Source organism: Mesorhizobium sp. M0960 (assembly GCF_040319055.1).
GTDB lineage: Bacteria > Pseudomonadota > Alphaproteobacteria > Rhizobiales > Rhizobiaceae > Mesorhizobium.
In genome coordinates, this window is sequence record NZ_JAMYNN010000006.1 from 66,895 (window position 1) to 79,463 (window position 12,569).

The following is a 12,569-nucleotide window of genomic DNA, read 5'->3' on the forward strand; positions in this document are numbered from 1 at the left end:
GCCTTCCGGTTTCAGCCTCAGTTCACGATGAGCACCAGCCCCCGGCTGGGCACCGTATCGGCCTCGCCTGGCATCGAGACATAGGGCGGCGTCTCCTCGGCGCGGGTGACGGTGCCTTGCGCCTCGAGCTCGGCGATCCGCGCGGCAAAACCCGCATCCCACAGCGTGTTCTTCACCGTCAGCACGATCACCCCGCCCGGCCGGCAGATGCGGATCAGCTCGTCCAGACCCTCGGCCCCGACATGGCCGGACGTGAAGACGCCGGCTGAGATGATCCCGGCATAGGCATCGTCCACGAAAGGCAGCGGCGCGCCAAGCGCCAGGCAATGAAGGGCCGAATAGACGCCTTTGCGCGCGGCTTGCGCCAGCATGCCTTCCGAAATGTCGAGCGCCTCGACCTGCGGATAACCGGTGATGGCAAGCCATTCGCCGATGAGCCCGGTGCCTGCGCCAGCATCGAGGAGAGGAGCGGCGCCGCGCGGCAGATGGCGGGCCAGCAAGGCAAGGCAGATGGTCGGATGGCGATAGCCGGCCGCCGACATGTCGGCGTCATAGGTGCCGGCCCAGCTGTCGTAGAGCGCCGCGACGTCTTCCGGTCGCTTCGCCGCATAGGCTGCGGCGAGCGCGCTCTGCTGTTTGCTGTCCGTCATCGCTTTCCGTCGCCTGGTATCGATCTGCGACGCGATCATAGCCAAACGGCGAAAACTGTGGAACCGTCGTCGCGACAATAAAGACTGGAAAAGGAGCGAAAGCCATGGCGGGCGACCAGGCACGCGCCGCACTTGCGGCCATTCCGATGCTGGCCGGTTATGACGGCCCGCTGGAACGGCTCGGCGGCCTGACCAACCTCGTCTTCAGGGGTAAGGATTTCTGCCTGCGTATCCCCGGCAAGGGTACCGAGGAATACATCAACCGCGCCAACGAGGCAGTGGCGGCGCGGGAAGCGGCGAAGGCCGGCGTCAGCCCGGAAGTGCTGCATGTCGATGCCGAGACCGGCGTGCTGGTGACCCGCTTCATCGCCAGCGCCGAGACGATGTCGCCGGAAAAATTCAAGACCCGACCGGGCAGCCCGGCACGCGCCGGCAAGGCCTTTCGCAAACTGCACACATCCGGCGCGGTGTTCCCCTTCCGCTTTGAACTGTTTGCGATGATCGATGATTATCTGAAAGTGCTGTCGACCAAGGACGTCGCCCTGCCTGCCGGCTACCACGATGGGGTCCGCGAAGCGGAAACCGTGCGCTCGGCACTTGCGGCTCATCCTCTGCCAATCGTCGCCTGCCACTGCGATCCGCTCTGCGAAAACTTTCTCGATACGGGCGACAGGATGTGGATCGTCGACTGGGAATATTCCGGGATGAACGATCCGCTCTGGGATCTCGGCGACCTCAGCGTCGAAGGGCAATTCGACGCCGGGCAGGACGAGGAGATGATGCTGGCCTATTTCGGCGGCGAGCCGAGACCGGCGGAGCGCGCCCGCATCGTCATCTACAAGGCGATGTGCGACCTGTTGTGGACGCTGTGGGGCTTGATCCAGCTTGCCAACGGCAATCCGGTCGACGATTTCCGCGCCTACGCCGACGGCCGCTTCGCGCGCTGCAAGGCACTGATGGAGACGCCGGAATTTTCACGGCATCTCGCGGCGGTGCGCCAGGGTTAGTTCACACCCTTCGGCACGTTTTCGGGCGGCACCGTGTCGACCACCTTCTGGCGGTGGAAGATGAACAGGCCGGCCAGCACGACAATGGCCGAGCCGACCAGGATGCGTGGCCCAGGCACATCGCCGAAGAAGGCCGAGCCGAAGACCACTGCCCACAACAGCAGGCTGTAATGCAGCGGCGCCAAGGTCGAGGCAGGCGCAAGCTTCAATGCCCTGGTGATCATCAGATGCGCGCCGCAGGAGACAATGCCCAGAAGCAGCATGGCGCCGAAATCGAGCGAGGACGGCGTCTTCCAACTGCCGATGGTCAACGCAGCGCCGACCAGCAGCGTGCCGATGGTTTGCCAGGTGACCAGCGAGGTGTCGCTGGTGCCGCGCAGTCGCCGGTTGAGGATGATGGCGAAGGCAAAGGAAATGCTGCCGGCGAGCGCGAACATCGACGACAGCGACAACGCCGCCGAAGACGGCTTCAGCATGATCAGCACGCCGCAGAAACCGACCAGGATAGCCGCCCAGCGGCGCCAGCCGACCCTTTCGCCAAGCAAGAAGTGCGACAGCGCCGCGACATAGATCGGCCCGGCCATGTAGAAGCTCATCACGTCGGCGAGCGGCAGATAGACGACCGCCGCGTAGAACAGCGCCGTGTCGAGCGTCGTCATCACTACGCGCAGCAGCTGCAGCTCCGGCCGCTCCATGCGAAACAGCTTGGCCGCACCCTGATGTGCAATCATCGGCCCGAGTATGAAAAAGGCGCCGATCGAGCGGATCAGCACGACCTGGCCGACGGAAAAACTGGCGACCAGCCACTTGCCCATCGCGTCGTTCAACGCAAACAGGAAATCGCCGGCGAGCATCAGCAGGATGCCGGCCAGCAGCACGTTCCTGATCGTCGAGTTCTGGGCTGCGCGCTGCGCCATTCCGTTACCGGTTCCTCGCCGTGGCTACGGTGACCCGCGTCGTAGTCGCTAGCAGCGGCCGTGACGAGGCGAAAATCGAGAATTCGGTAAGACCAGCGCCGGAAATCGGCTGGTCTAAGCGTGGCGCCGATTCACGGTGCCCGGCCTTCCGGCGATCGAAAGCCGCGTGTCCTGCCGGCTCCGCTCGGCCACCACCTTGCCTTTGGCAATGACGCAGAGCCGCTCGGGGCGCAGGCGCAGCGCCTCGAGCGGGTTGCCGGCATCGAGAACGACCAGGCTGGCGCGCTTGCCGACGGCCAGGCCAAGGTGGTCGAGACCCATGATGGCGGCATTGACGTTGGTGACCATGTCGAAACAGCGCGCCATCTCGGCTGGGCTCGACATCTGCGCGACATGCAGGCCCATGAAGGCGACGTCGAGCATGTCTGCGGTGCCCAGCGAATACCAGGGGTCGAGCACGCAATCCTGGCCCCAGCCGACGCGGATCCCGTGCGCCAGCATTTCCTTGACCCGCGTCAAGCCGCGGCGCTTGGGAAAGGTGTCGTGGCGGCCCTGCAGCATGATGTTGATCAGCGGATTGGGGATCGCCGAAACGCCGGCCTCGGCGATCAGCGGCAACAGCTTCGAGACGTAGTAATTATCCATCGAATGCATCGAGGTGAGGTGCGAGCCGGCCACTCTGCCCTGCAATCCAAGCCGCTGCGTCTCATAGGCAAGCTGCTCGACGTGGCGCGACAGCGGATCGTCGGTCTCGTCGCAATGCAGGTCGACCATCAGGCCGCGCTCGGCCGCGATCTCGCAGAGCTCGGTGACGGAGCGCGTACCGTCGGCCATGGTGCGCTCGAAATGCGGGATGCCGCCGACGACATCGACGCCCATGTCGAGCGCGCGGGTGGTGTTGTCGCGCGCCGTCGGCGAGCGGTAAAACCCGTCCTGCGGGAAGGCGACCAATTGCAGGTCGATATACGGCGCAACCGTCTTCTTCACGTCGAGCAGCGCTTCCACCGCCAGCAGGCGATCGTCGCAGACATCGACATGGGTGCGGATGGCGAGCAGGCCCATCGACACCGCCCAGTCGCAATAGGCAAGCGCACGGTCGCGCACCGCCTCGTGGGTCAGAAGCGGCTTCAGCTCGCCCCACAGCGAAATGCCTTCGAGCAACGTGCCCGAGACATTGATGCGGGGAATGCCGAGCGAAAGCGTGGCGTCCATATGGAAATGCGGATCGACGAAAGGCGGCGAGACCAGATTGCCATGGGCATCGATCGCCGTGCCGGCGCTGATGTTGAGCTCGGGCTCGATCGCCGCGATCGTCTCGCCGACGATGCCGATATCGGCGATCCTGCCGTCGGGCAGCGTCCCGCCGCGCACCACAAGGTCGAAATCCATTTATCGCCACCTCGTTGAAGAATGATGCCTATTCCGGCACGTACCGCACCGCACCCTTGGCAGCACTGGTTGCCATTGCCGCATAGGCGCGCAAGGCCGTCGTTACCTTGCGCTTGCGCTTTTCCTCGGGCTTCCAAGCGGCTGTTCCCTTCGCCTCCATCGCCGCGCGACGGGCGATGAGTTCCGCGTCGTCGACAGCCAGCCGGATGGTGCGGTTGGGGATGTCGATCTCGATCGTGTCGCCTTCCCTGACCAGCCCGATCAGCCCGCCTTCCGCCGCTTCCGGCGAGACGTGGCCGATCGACAGGCCGGAGGTGCCGCCGGAAAAACGCCCGTCGGTGATCAGTGCGCAGGCTTTGCCGAGACCCTTCGATTTAAGATAGCTGGTCGGATAGAGCATTTCCTGCATGCCGGGGCCGCCGCGCGGCCCTTCATAGCGGATGACGACGACATCGCCGGCCTTGACCTCGTTCGACAGGATCGCCTTGACGCTGGCGTCCTGGCTTTCGAACACTCTTGCCGGACCGGTGAATTTCAGGATCGATTCATCGACGCCGGCAGTCTTCACAATGCAGCCGTCGAATGCGAGATTGCCTTTCAGCACGGCGAGGCCACCATCCCTTGAGAAAGGATGTTCGGCCGAGCGGATGACACCTTTCTCGCGGTCGAGATCGAGATCATCCCAGCGGCGGTCCTGGCTGAACGCGACTTGCGTCGGCACGCCGCCGGGTGCCGCCAGGAAGAAATCGCGGACATTCTGGCTGGTGGTGCGCGAGATATCCCAGTGGTCGAGCGCTTCGCCGAGGCTCGCGGTGTGCACCGTCGGCAGGTCGCGGTTGATCAGCCCGGCGCTATCCAGCTGGCCGAGGATCGCCATGATGCCGCCGGCGCGGTGGACATCCTCCATGTGGACGTCGGCCTTGGCCGGAGCCACCTTGCAAAGCACCGGTACCCGCCGCGACAGCCGGTCGATGTCCTCCATGGTGAAGTCGACCTCGCCCTCATGTGCTGCGGCAAGGATGTGCAGCACGGTGTTGGTCGAACCGCCCATGGCGATGTCGAGCGTCATGGCGTTCTCGAAGGCGCCCTTCGAGGCGATGCTGCGCGGCAGCGCGGTGTCGTCGTCCTGCTCGTAATAGCGCTGGGCGAGATCCACGATCAGATGGCCGGCCTCGACGAACAGGCGCTTGCGGTCGGCGTGCGTCGCCAACGTCGAGCCGTTGCCGGGTAGCGAGAGGCCGAGCGCCTCGGTCAGGCAGTTCATCGAATTGGCGGTGAACATGCCCGAGCACGAGCCGCAGGTCGGGCAGGCCGAGCGCTCGATGATCTTGACGTCCTCGTCGGAGATCTTGTCGTCGGCGGCGGCGACCATGGCGTCGACTAGGTCGAGCGCCTGGCTCTTGCCGGCGAGCACCACCTTGCCGGCCTCCATCGGTCCGCCGGAGACGAAGACAGTCGGGATGTTGAGGCGCAGCGACGCCATCAGCATGCCCGGCGTGATCTTGTCGCAATTCGAGATGCAGACCATGGCGTCTGCGCAATGCGCGTTGACCATGTATTCGACGGAATCGGCGATCAATTCGCGCGACGGCAGCGAATACAGCATGCCGTCATGGCCCATGGCGATGCCGTCGTCGACGGCGATGGTGTTGAATTCTTTGGCGACGCCGCCGGCCTTCTCGATCTCGCGGGCAACCAGCTGGCCGAGGTCCTTGAGATGGACGTGGCCCGGCACGAACTGGGTGAAGGAATTGACCACGGCGATGATCGGCTTGCCGAAATCCGAATCCTTCATCCCGGTGGCGCGCCACAGGCCGCGGGCGCCGGCCATGTTGCGGCCATGGGTGGTGGTGCGGGAACGGTAGGCGGGCATTGAACTGTCCTTGCTGTCTGCGTCGCACCCAAAGGTGCGGAAAACCGGAATTGAGCCGCAGGCCTTATAGACGCCACGCTCTGGTCTGGCCACAATTTTGCGCTGCGCCAGGTAGCGGAACGAACGGCCAGCCAAAGACGCAGCCGGTCCAGACCGCAAAAAAGTCAGAGGTGCTGTCGGATCGTGTTTTGCTCGAGCGTCCTTGGGCAGACGGCAGGAGCGGGGCATCATCACCAGCCGGCCGTTTCGAAAGCAAACAAACCAGCCCGAGGAGCAAGAGAATGCAAAAGATCACCACCTGCCTGTGGTTCGACGACCAGGCCGAGGAGGCCATGAACCACTACGTTTCCATCTTCAAGAATTCGAAGGTGCTGAGCGTGATGCGCTGGCCCAAGGGCAGCGGCGATCGTGAGGGCAAGGTGCTGATGGTCTCATTCGAGCTCGACGGCGTTCCGTTCCAGGCCCTCAACGGCGGCCCGCAATTCAAGTTCACCGAGGCGGTCTCGCTCTCCATCGACTGCAAGACGCAGGAAGAGGTCGACTATTTCTGGGACAGGCTCATCGCGGGCGGTGGCGAGCCCAGCCAGTGCAGCTGGCTGAAGGACAAATTCGGCCTCTCCTGGCAGGTCGTTCCCGAGCAGCTGCCCAAACTGCTGTTGGACCCCGACAGGGAAAAGGCCGGCCGCGTGATGCAGGCGATGATGCAGATGACCAAGATCGACGTCGCCAAGATCGAAGAGGCGGCCAAGGGGTGAACGAACGCGATCTTCCCTTCTCCCCCTGTGGGAGAAGGGGGATCGGCGCAAGGCGCCGAGACGGTTGAGGGGTGTTGGACGGAATGAGACGTTGGTGTTTCCTGGAACACCCCTCATCCGTCGCCTTCGGCGACATCTTCTCCCGCAAGGGGAGAAGGAAAGCGCCGCATCAAGCCGCTCTGTCGCGGACCTGGTAATCCTTCACCGCCGCGAAGCGGATCGCCTTCCAGCGTTCGGCTTCGTAGTTTAGCGAGAAGGCGTGCTGGGCGAGGAACACTGGATCATTGTCGAGGTCGCGGGCGATGTCGCCGCGATGCGCTTCGATGAAGCGCTGGAGTTCGGCCCTGTCGTCGGCCGATATCCAGCGGCAGACGGAAAAGCGCGACATCTCGAAATCGACCGGCAGTGTGTATTCGAAGTTCAGGCGCTCTTTCAGGACATCGAGTTGCAGGGCGCCGACGACGCCGACGATGGCCGGTGAGCCGTCCTCCGGCGAGAACAATTGCACGACGCCTTCCTCGGCCATCTGATGCAGCGCCTCCTTGAGCTTCTTGGCTTTCATGGCATCGCCGAGGCGAACGCGGCGCAGGATTTCAGGCGCGAAATTCGGCACGCCGCGAAACAGGATCTCCTCGCCCTCGGTCAGCGTGTCGCCGATGCGCAGCGTGCCGTGGTTGGGGATGCCGACGACATCGCCGGCGAACGCCTCGTCGGCGGTGACGCGGGTGCGGGCGAAGAAGAATTGCGGCGCCGACAGGCTCATCGGCTTTCCCGTGCGCACCAGCTTGGCCTTCATGCCGCGCTCGAGCTTGCCGGAGCAGACCCGGACGAAGGCGATGCGGTCGCGATGGTTAGGGTCCATATTGGCTTGGATCTTGAAGACGAAGGACGTCATCTTGTCCTCGGTCGCCTCGACCTTGCGGCTGTCGGCCTCCTGCGCACGCGGCGGCGGCCCATAGGCGCCGAGCGCCTCGATCAGGTCGCGCACGCCGTAATTGCGCAGCGCCGAGCCGAAATAGACCGGCGTCAGATGGCCCTCGCGGAAGGCATCGAGGTCGAGCGGGCGGCAGGCTTCGCGCGCCAGCTCCAGCTCTTCGATGAAAGCCTCGCGCTCGTTCTCCGGCAGCAGGCCGGCAACGCGGTTGGAATCGGGGCCGTGGACCGGCGTGCGCTCCTTTTCGGCGTCGCCCTTGCGCACCGCGTTCAGCGCCAGATGGTAGGTGCCGGAAAAGGTCTTGCCGCGGCCGATCGGCCAGGTGATCGGTGCTGTGTCCAGCGCCAACTTCTGCTCGATCTCGTCGAGGATATCGAACGGGTCGCGGCTTTCGCGGTCCATCTTGTTGACGAAGGTGATGATCGGGATGTCGCGCAGCCGACAGACCTCGAACAGTTTCAGCGTGCGCGGCTCGATGCCCTTGGCGGCGTCGATGACCATGACCGCACTGTCGACCGCCGACAGCGTGCGATAGGTGTCGTCGGCGAAATCCTCGTGGCCTGGCGTGTCGAGCAGGTTGAAGACAGTGTCCTCATATTCGAAGGTCATCACCGAGGTGACCACCGAAATGCCGCGCTCGCGCTCGATCTTCATCCAGTCGGAGCGGGTCTGGATACGGTCCTTCTTGGCCTTGACCTCGCCGGCAAGCTGGATCGCGCCGCCGAACAAAAGCAACTTTTCGGTGAGCGTGGTCTTGCCGGCGTCGGGGTGCGCGATGATCGCGAAAGTGCGGCGGCGCGATACCGCTTCTGTAATCATTTCGGACATTTTTCAGGATTTCCGTGTGAGGCCGGGCTTCTAGCAGCGGAGTGCAGTGCTGTCGACCTCTCCGGCTGCCGCAGCCGCCGGTTCACGTCCCGACGTCAGGCCGGTTCGGCGGCATGGCTCTCGAAGGCCACCTCGGGAATCCACTCGGCAATTGCGGCGCCGATCTTGTCGGCGTGGTCCTCCTGCAGATAATGCGCGCCGGGTCCGAGATCGATCAACCGGCAGTTCTTCAGGCCAGCCGCGAATTCCCGGGCCGCCTGCGGCGAGACGAGGGCGCTGGGATCGCCTGAGAAAAGCAGCTTCGGGTAGGAGGAAGCCCGGAGCGCCCAATGGTCGTGCTCACTGATGGCGGTGACATCGGCAGGCTGGCCTTCGATCGGCAGGTCGCGCGGCAGCCGCAGGACCGGCTTGCGCGATTGCGGTGTCGGGAAGGGCGCCCGGTAGGCGGCCATTTCCTCATCGCTCATCGTGCGCAGCACAGCGGCCGGCAGCACCCTTTCGACGAAGACGTTGTCTTCCAAGACAAGCTTCTCACCGACGCCAGGCGTGCGCATTGCCTTGAACAATTCGCGCGCCTGCGGACGCTGGTGGAAATCGTCCCAGCTCTCGAAGGGGCGGATGAATTCCATGAAGGCGAGTCCGAGGATCCGCTGCGGCCGCCGGGCCGCGAGATGGAAGGCGAGTGCGGTGCCCCAGTCCTGCGCGACGACCACCATGTCGGCGACGCCAAGCGCCTCAAGGAAAGCATCGAGATACCGGACGTGGTCGAAGAAGCGATAGTCGATGTCCGGCTTGCCGGACTGGCCATAGCCGATCAGGTCGGGTGCGATGCAGCGGCCGAACGGCGCCACATGCGGGATGATGTCGCGCCAGACGTAGGATGACGTCGGGTTGCCGTGCAGGAAGATTGCCGTCGGGCCAGCCGTGCCTGCCTCGACATAGGAGATGGTGGAATCGAGTACCGCGACTTGCGAGCGCGGCAACATTGTGCGGGATTGCTGCTTTTCGAGTTTCGGGTTCATCGGATCAGCTCCTTTTTGCGAAGACTGTTTTGAAGACGATATTCTTGAAACGCTCGAGCGGCTCGGGACTGCGCTCCACCTTCATGCGCAGCATCGCGCCTTGCCAGGAACTCAAAAGGAAATCGGCGAGATCCTCGGCATCGAACGCGTCGGTGATATCGCCGGCCGCCTGGCCTTCGGCGATGCATTCGGCAAAGGGCTTACGCCAGCGTTCGAAAATGGCGACGAGTTGCAGCCTCAGCGCCTCACTGTGAGCCGCCGTCTCGAGGCTGAGATTGCCGATCATGCAGCCCCGTGCCCAATCATGCGCCTCCAGCTTCGACGTGATGATTTCGAGATAGCGGCGCAAGCGCCCGACCGGGGGCGTGCCGTCTCGGGCGAGGGCCTGCTCCACCAAGCCGCTCGCATAGGCGAAATAGCGGTCCAGCACCTCGCCGGTGAACGCCTCCTTGGAGGCAAAATGATTGGTGAAGGACCCCGGGCGGGCATCGGCCGCGGCGACGATGTCGCGTACGCCGGCGGACGAATAGCCGGAATTCCAGATGGTTTTGAAACCGGCGTCGAGAAGTTTTTCGCGAAGTGAATGTCTGGCCATATCGATACAATACGTACGTACGTATTAAAGTCAAGAAGCATATTTGATACCGCGCGCTCTTGGCAGAACCCACGGGCAATGGCATCGCGGTGGTGGCGTTGGAACGAGGAGTGAAGCATGACAGAGGCGAAAGAAGTGATTGTCACCGGCGCCGGCATCATGGGCGCCTCCATCGCTTGGCACCTGACCAAGGCCGGAGCAAAGGTGACGGTCATTGCCGGCAGCGGCGCCGGCGGCGTCGCGACGCCGAATTCCTTTGCCTGGATCAATGCCAGCTGGGGCAATCCGGAGCCCTATTTCCGGCTGCGCATTCGGTCGATGGCCGAATGGACGCGACTGGCGAACGAGGTGCCCGGCATCCCGTTGCAATGGTGCGGCGGCCTGTGCTGGGACCTGCCACGTCCCGAACTTGAGGCCTATGCGGCCGAGCACTCCGCCTGGGGCTACGGCATCGAGCGTGTCGACCGTGCCGGAGCTGCGCGCATCGAGCCCAATCTGACCGAACTTCCCGATTTCGCCCTTTATGTCGCCGAGGAAGGTGTCGCCGAGCCGGTCGCCGCCACGCAAGCACTGCTGGCCGACGTCGAACGGCGCGGCGCGCGGCTGCTGACAGGAGTTACCGCGACCGCGCTTGTGCGGGCCAACGGCCAGGTCTCCGGTGTCGACACATCCGCCGGGCGGATTGTTGCCGACGAGGTGGTGATCGCGGCCGGAGCCGGCTCTCCGGCACTAGCGGCAACAGCCGGGATAGAACTGCCGATCGGGACACCGCCCGGCCTGATCGTGCATTCGCGCCCCTACCAAAAGCTGCTCAACGGCCTGGTGATCGGCGACCGACTGCATATGCGCCAGACCGCGGAAGGCCGCATCATCGCCGGCTCGGATTTCGGCGGCGCCGATCCCGGCATGGATGCCGCGGCGACCGCCCGCGACCTGTTTGCGGCGATGAAGGCCATGCTGCGCGGCGCAGATGGGCTGGAACTCGATTTCCACACCATTGGCTACCGGCCGACGCCGGTCGACGGCTTTCCGATCATCGGCCGCGCCGAAGGCGGGGGCGGCGTCTACGTCGCCGTTATGCATTCCGGCATCACGCTGGCACCGGCCGTCGGCCTGTTCGCCGCCCGCGAGATCCTCGACGGCGATCGCGATCCGCTGCTTGATCCCTACGGGCTGGCGCGGTTTACTCAATAACCGGGCGGGCGGCGAAAGCCGCCGGCCAGCGGCTCGATTGCCCTGGCGATCCCGAGCAGGCGCGACTCCGACCAGCGTTTGCCAACAAGCTGTAGTCCGATGGGCAGGCCATTGCTGTCCTGTCCGCGGGGCAGCGACAGTGCGGGATGGCCGCTGTAGTTGAACACCGCGCCATAGGCCGGCAGCATCCAGTAGCTTTGCTCGCTATCGTCGACCTCGATCGGCGTTCCCGGCTCGCAATGCGGGAAGGCGGTGACCATTGCGACCGGGCACAGCAAGGCGTCGCAACCGTCGAAGAACCGATCCCACGCCAGGATGGAGCGGTCGCGGCGGGCGAGCGCCTCGAACCAGCGCGAGACCGGCGTCGGCTTCTCCGGTGGTTCGGGCTGCGCCGCCTCCAGCATCATGCCGATCAGGACGCCGCCCTGCTCCAGGTCGTCGTGCAGGTCGAGCTCCGGCAATTTGGCTTCCTCGACGATGGCGCCCGCGGCCTGAAGCTCTTTTGCCAGACTTTCGACCACCGCGCTGATCTCGCCGACCACCGGAAAGCCCGGAAAGGACGGCGCGATGGCGATGCGCAAATTCCTGAGATCCAACTCCGGCATGCTTTCGACCGGTACCGGCGCAAGGTCGGTGTCGCTTCCATCCGGCCCGGCAATGAGGCGGTAGATCAGTACCAGGTCTTCGACGCTGCGCGCCATCGGTCCGAGGCAGGAGATCCGCCGGACGCTGCGCGGCGCGCCGCCTGGATCGGGGAAGGCGCCGGCGAGCGAGACGCGGTGCTCGGTCGGCTTGAGGCCGTAGACGCCGCAAAAGGCAGCGGGCAGCCGGATCGAATCCTGCATGTCGGTGCCGACCTCGAACGGCGTCATTCCAGCGCTGAGCGCCGCCGCCGCACCGCCACTGGAGCCGCCGGCGGTGCGCTGGAGGTCCCAAGGATTGCCGGTACGGCCGAACAGCGGATTGCTCGACTGCCAGTCACTAAGCATTGTCGCCACGTTCGTCTTGCCCACCAATATGCCGCCTGCCGCCTTCAGCCGTGCAACGACTGGACTGTCTGCCCTCGCGGCATAGTCGGCGAAGGCCGGGAAGCCGACAGTGGTTCTCATGCCCGCGGTTTCGTGCGTGTCCTTCAGTGTGAACGGCACGCCGTGCAGCGGCCCAAGGGCTTCGCCGCGCGCCTGCGCTTCGTCGGCCTTGCCGGCGCGCTGCCGCGCACCTTCCCGATCGAGGGTTACGACGGCATTGACCGCCTCATTGTGCCTGTCGATCTGCGCCAGATGCGCGTCCAGCGCTTCCACAGCGGAAATCTTGCGGTCACGAATGGCGGCAACCAATTCTGTGGCGGAGGAAAAGGCGAGGTCCATGACCAATACTCCGGCTTGCCAGCGGCGCCAGCCTCACC

The 12,569-nt window shown here is 64.6% G+C and carries 11 protein-coding genes; 3 read left to right on the top strand and 8 right to left on the bottom strand.

All coding sequences use genetic code 11. The features are described 5' to 3' along the window. Positions 1–17 precede the first annotated feature (17 nt). A complete protein-coding gene (locus NKH63_RS14030) occupies positions 18–650 on the bottom strand; it encodes a class I SAM-dependent DNA methyltransferase (protein WP_023717942.1) in 633 nt (210 codons plus the stop codon). 104 nt (positions 651–754) lie between these two features. On the opposite strand from NKH63_RS14030, the gene NKH63_RS14035 reads away from it, so the two are divergent. Further along, complete coding sequence (locus NKH63_RS14035; protein WP_352917981.1) at positions 755–1,657, top strand: phosphotransferase; 903 nt, start codon at positions 755–757, stop codon at positions 1,655–1,657. On the opposite strand, the gene NKH63_RS14040 is transcribed toward NKH63_RS14035, so the two are convergent. The 3 genes from NKH63_RS14040 to ilvD all read right to left on the bottom strand — a co-directional run bounded on the left by NKH63_RS14040 (position 1,654) and on the right by ilvD (position 5,836). Continuing rightward, positions 1,654–2,574 (bottom strand): DMT family transporter, encoded by a 921-nt coding sequence (locus tag NKH63_RS14040; RefSeq protein WP_352917982.1) that lies wholly within the window; start codon positions 2,572–2,574, stop codon positions 1,654–1,656. The genes NKH63_RS14035 and NKH63_RS14040 overlap by 4 nt on opposite strands. Before the next feature lie 114 nt (positions 2,575–2,688). Next, positions 2,689–3,963: an amidohydrolase family protein gene (locus NKH63_RS14045; protein ID WP_352495764.1), complete on the bottom strand. Its 1,275-nt coding sequence runs from the start codon at positions 3,961–3,963 to the stop codon at positions 2,689–2,691. A gap of 28 nt (positions 3,964–3,991) precedes the next feature. Beyond that, positions 3,992–5,836, bottom strand: a complete 1,845-nt coding sequence (gene ilvD, locus NKH63_RS14050) for a dihydroxy-acid dehydratase (RefSeq protein WP_352483996.1) — start codon at positions 5,834–5,836, stop codon at positions 3,992–3,994. Positions 5,837–6,117: 281 nt separating this feature from the next. On the opposite strand from ilvD, the gene NKH63_RS14055 reads away from it, so the two are divergent. After that, the gene (locus tag NKH63_RS14055) at positions 6,118–6,591 is read left to right on the top strand and encodes a VOC family protein (RefSeq protein WP_352591632.1); all 474 of its coding nucleotides are present in this window, start codon (positions 6,118–6,120) and stop codon (positions 6,589–6,591) included. A gap of 169 nt (positions 6,592–6,760) precedes the next feature. Here the strand turns inward: NKH63_RS14055 and NKH63_RS14060 are convergent, their stop codons facing one another. The 3 genes from NKH63_RS14060 to NKH63_RS14070 form a co-directional block, all read right to left on the bottom strand. Further along, on the bottom strand, positions 6,761–8,353 hold the full coding sequence (locus NKH63_RS14060; protein WP_352484942.1) for a peptide chain release factor 3: 1,593 nt from the start codon (positions 8,351–8,353) through the stop codon (positions 6,761–6,763). Between the two features lie 95 nt (positions 8,354–8,448). Next, positions 8,449–9,375: a haloalkane dehalogenase gene (locus NKH63_RS14065; protein WP_352917983.1), complete on the bottom strand. Its 927-nt coding sequence runs from the start codon at positions 9,373–9,375 to the stop codon at positions 8,449–8,451. 4 nt (positions 9,376–9,379) lie between these two features. Continuing rightward, complete coding sequence (locus tag NKH63_RS14070; RefSeq protein ID WP_352858350.1) at positions 9,380–9,970, bottom strand: TetR/AcrR family transcriptional regulator; 591 nt, start codon at positions 9,968–9,970, stop codon at positions 9,380–9,382. A gap of 117 nt (positions 9,971–10,087) precedes the next feature. Here NKH63_RS14070 and NKH63_RS14075 point away from each other — a divergent pair, with 117 nt between their 5' ends. Continuing rightward, positions 10,088–11,164: an NAD(P)/FAD-dependent oxidoreductase gene (locus NKH63_RS14075; RefSeq protein ID WP_352484938.1), complete on the top strand. Its 1,077-nt coding sequence runs from the start codon at positions 10,088–10,090 to the stop codon at positions 11,162–11,164. On the opposite strand, the gene NKH63_RS14080 is transcribed toward NKH63_RS14075, so the two are convergent. Continuing rightward, the gene (locus tag NKH63_RS14080) at positions 11,158–12,531 is read right to left on the bottom strand and encodes an amidase (protein WP_023717934.1); all 1,374 of its coding nucleotides are present in this window, start codon (positions 12,529–12,531) and stop codon (positions 11,158–11,160) included. The two genes, NKH63_RS14075 and NKH63_RS14080, sit on opposite strands and share 7 nt — an antisense overlap. Positions 12,532–12,569 lie beyond the last annotated feature (38 nt).

Excerpts from the sequence above, each read along its gene's own strand:
- NKH63_RS14030 (WP_023717942.1), bottom strand. The coding sequence starts at position 650 with ATGACGGACAGCAAACAGCAGAGCGCGCTCGCCGCAGCCTATGCGGCG.
- NKH63_RS14035 (WP_352917981.1), top strand. The coding sequence starts at position 755 with ATGGCGGGCGACCAGGCACGCGCCGCACTTGCGGCCATTCCGATGCTG.
- NKH63_RS14040 (WP_352917982.1), bottom strand. The coding sequence starts at position 2,574 with ATGGCGCAGCGCGCAGCCCAGAACTCGACGATCAGGAACGTGCTGCTG.
- NKH63_RS14045 (WP_352495764.1), bottom strand. The coding sequence starts at position 3,963 with ATGGATTTCGACCTTGTGGTGCGCGGCGGGACGCTGCCCGACGGCAGG.
- ilvD (WP_352483996.1), bottom strand. The coding sequence starts at position 5,836 with ATGCCCGCCTACCGTTCCCGCACCACCACCCATGGCCGCAACATGGCC.
- NKH63_RS14055 (WP_352591632.1), top strand. The coding sequence starts at position 6,118 with ATGCAAAAGATCACCACCTGCCTGTGGTTCGACGACCAGGCCGAGGAG.
- NKH63_RS14060 (WP_352484942.1), bottom strand. The coding sequence starts at position 8,353 with ATGTCCGAAATGATTACAGAAGCGGTATCGCGCCGCCGCACTTTCGCG.
- NKH63_RS14065 (WP_352917983.1), bottom strand. The coding sequence starts at position 9,375 with ATGAACCCGAAACTCGAAAAGCAGCAATCCCGCACAATGTTGCCGCGC.
- NKH63_RS14070 (WP_352858350.1), bottom strand. The coding sequence starts at position 9,970 with ATGGCCAGACATTCACTTCGCGAAAAACTTCTCGACGCCGGTTTCAAA.
- NKH63_RS14075 (WP_352484938.1), top strand. The coding sequence starts at position 10,088 with ATGACAGAGGCGAAAGAAGTGATTGTCACCGGCGCCGGCATCATGGGC.
- NKH63_RS14080 (WP_023717934.1), bottom strand. The coding sequence starts at position 12,531 with ATGGACCTCGCCTTTTCCTCCGCCACAGAATTGGTTGCCGCCATTCGT.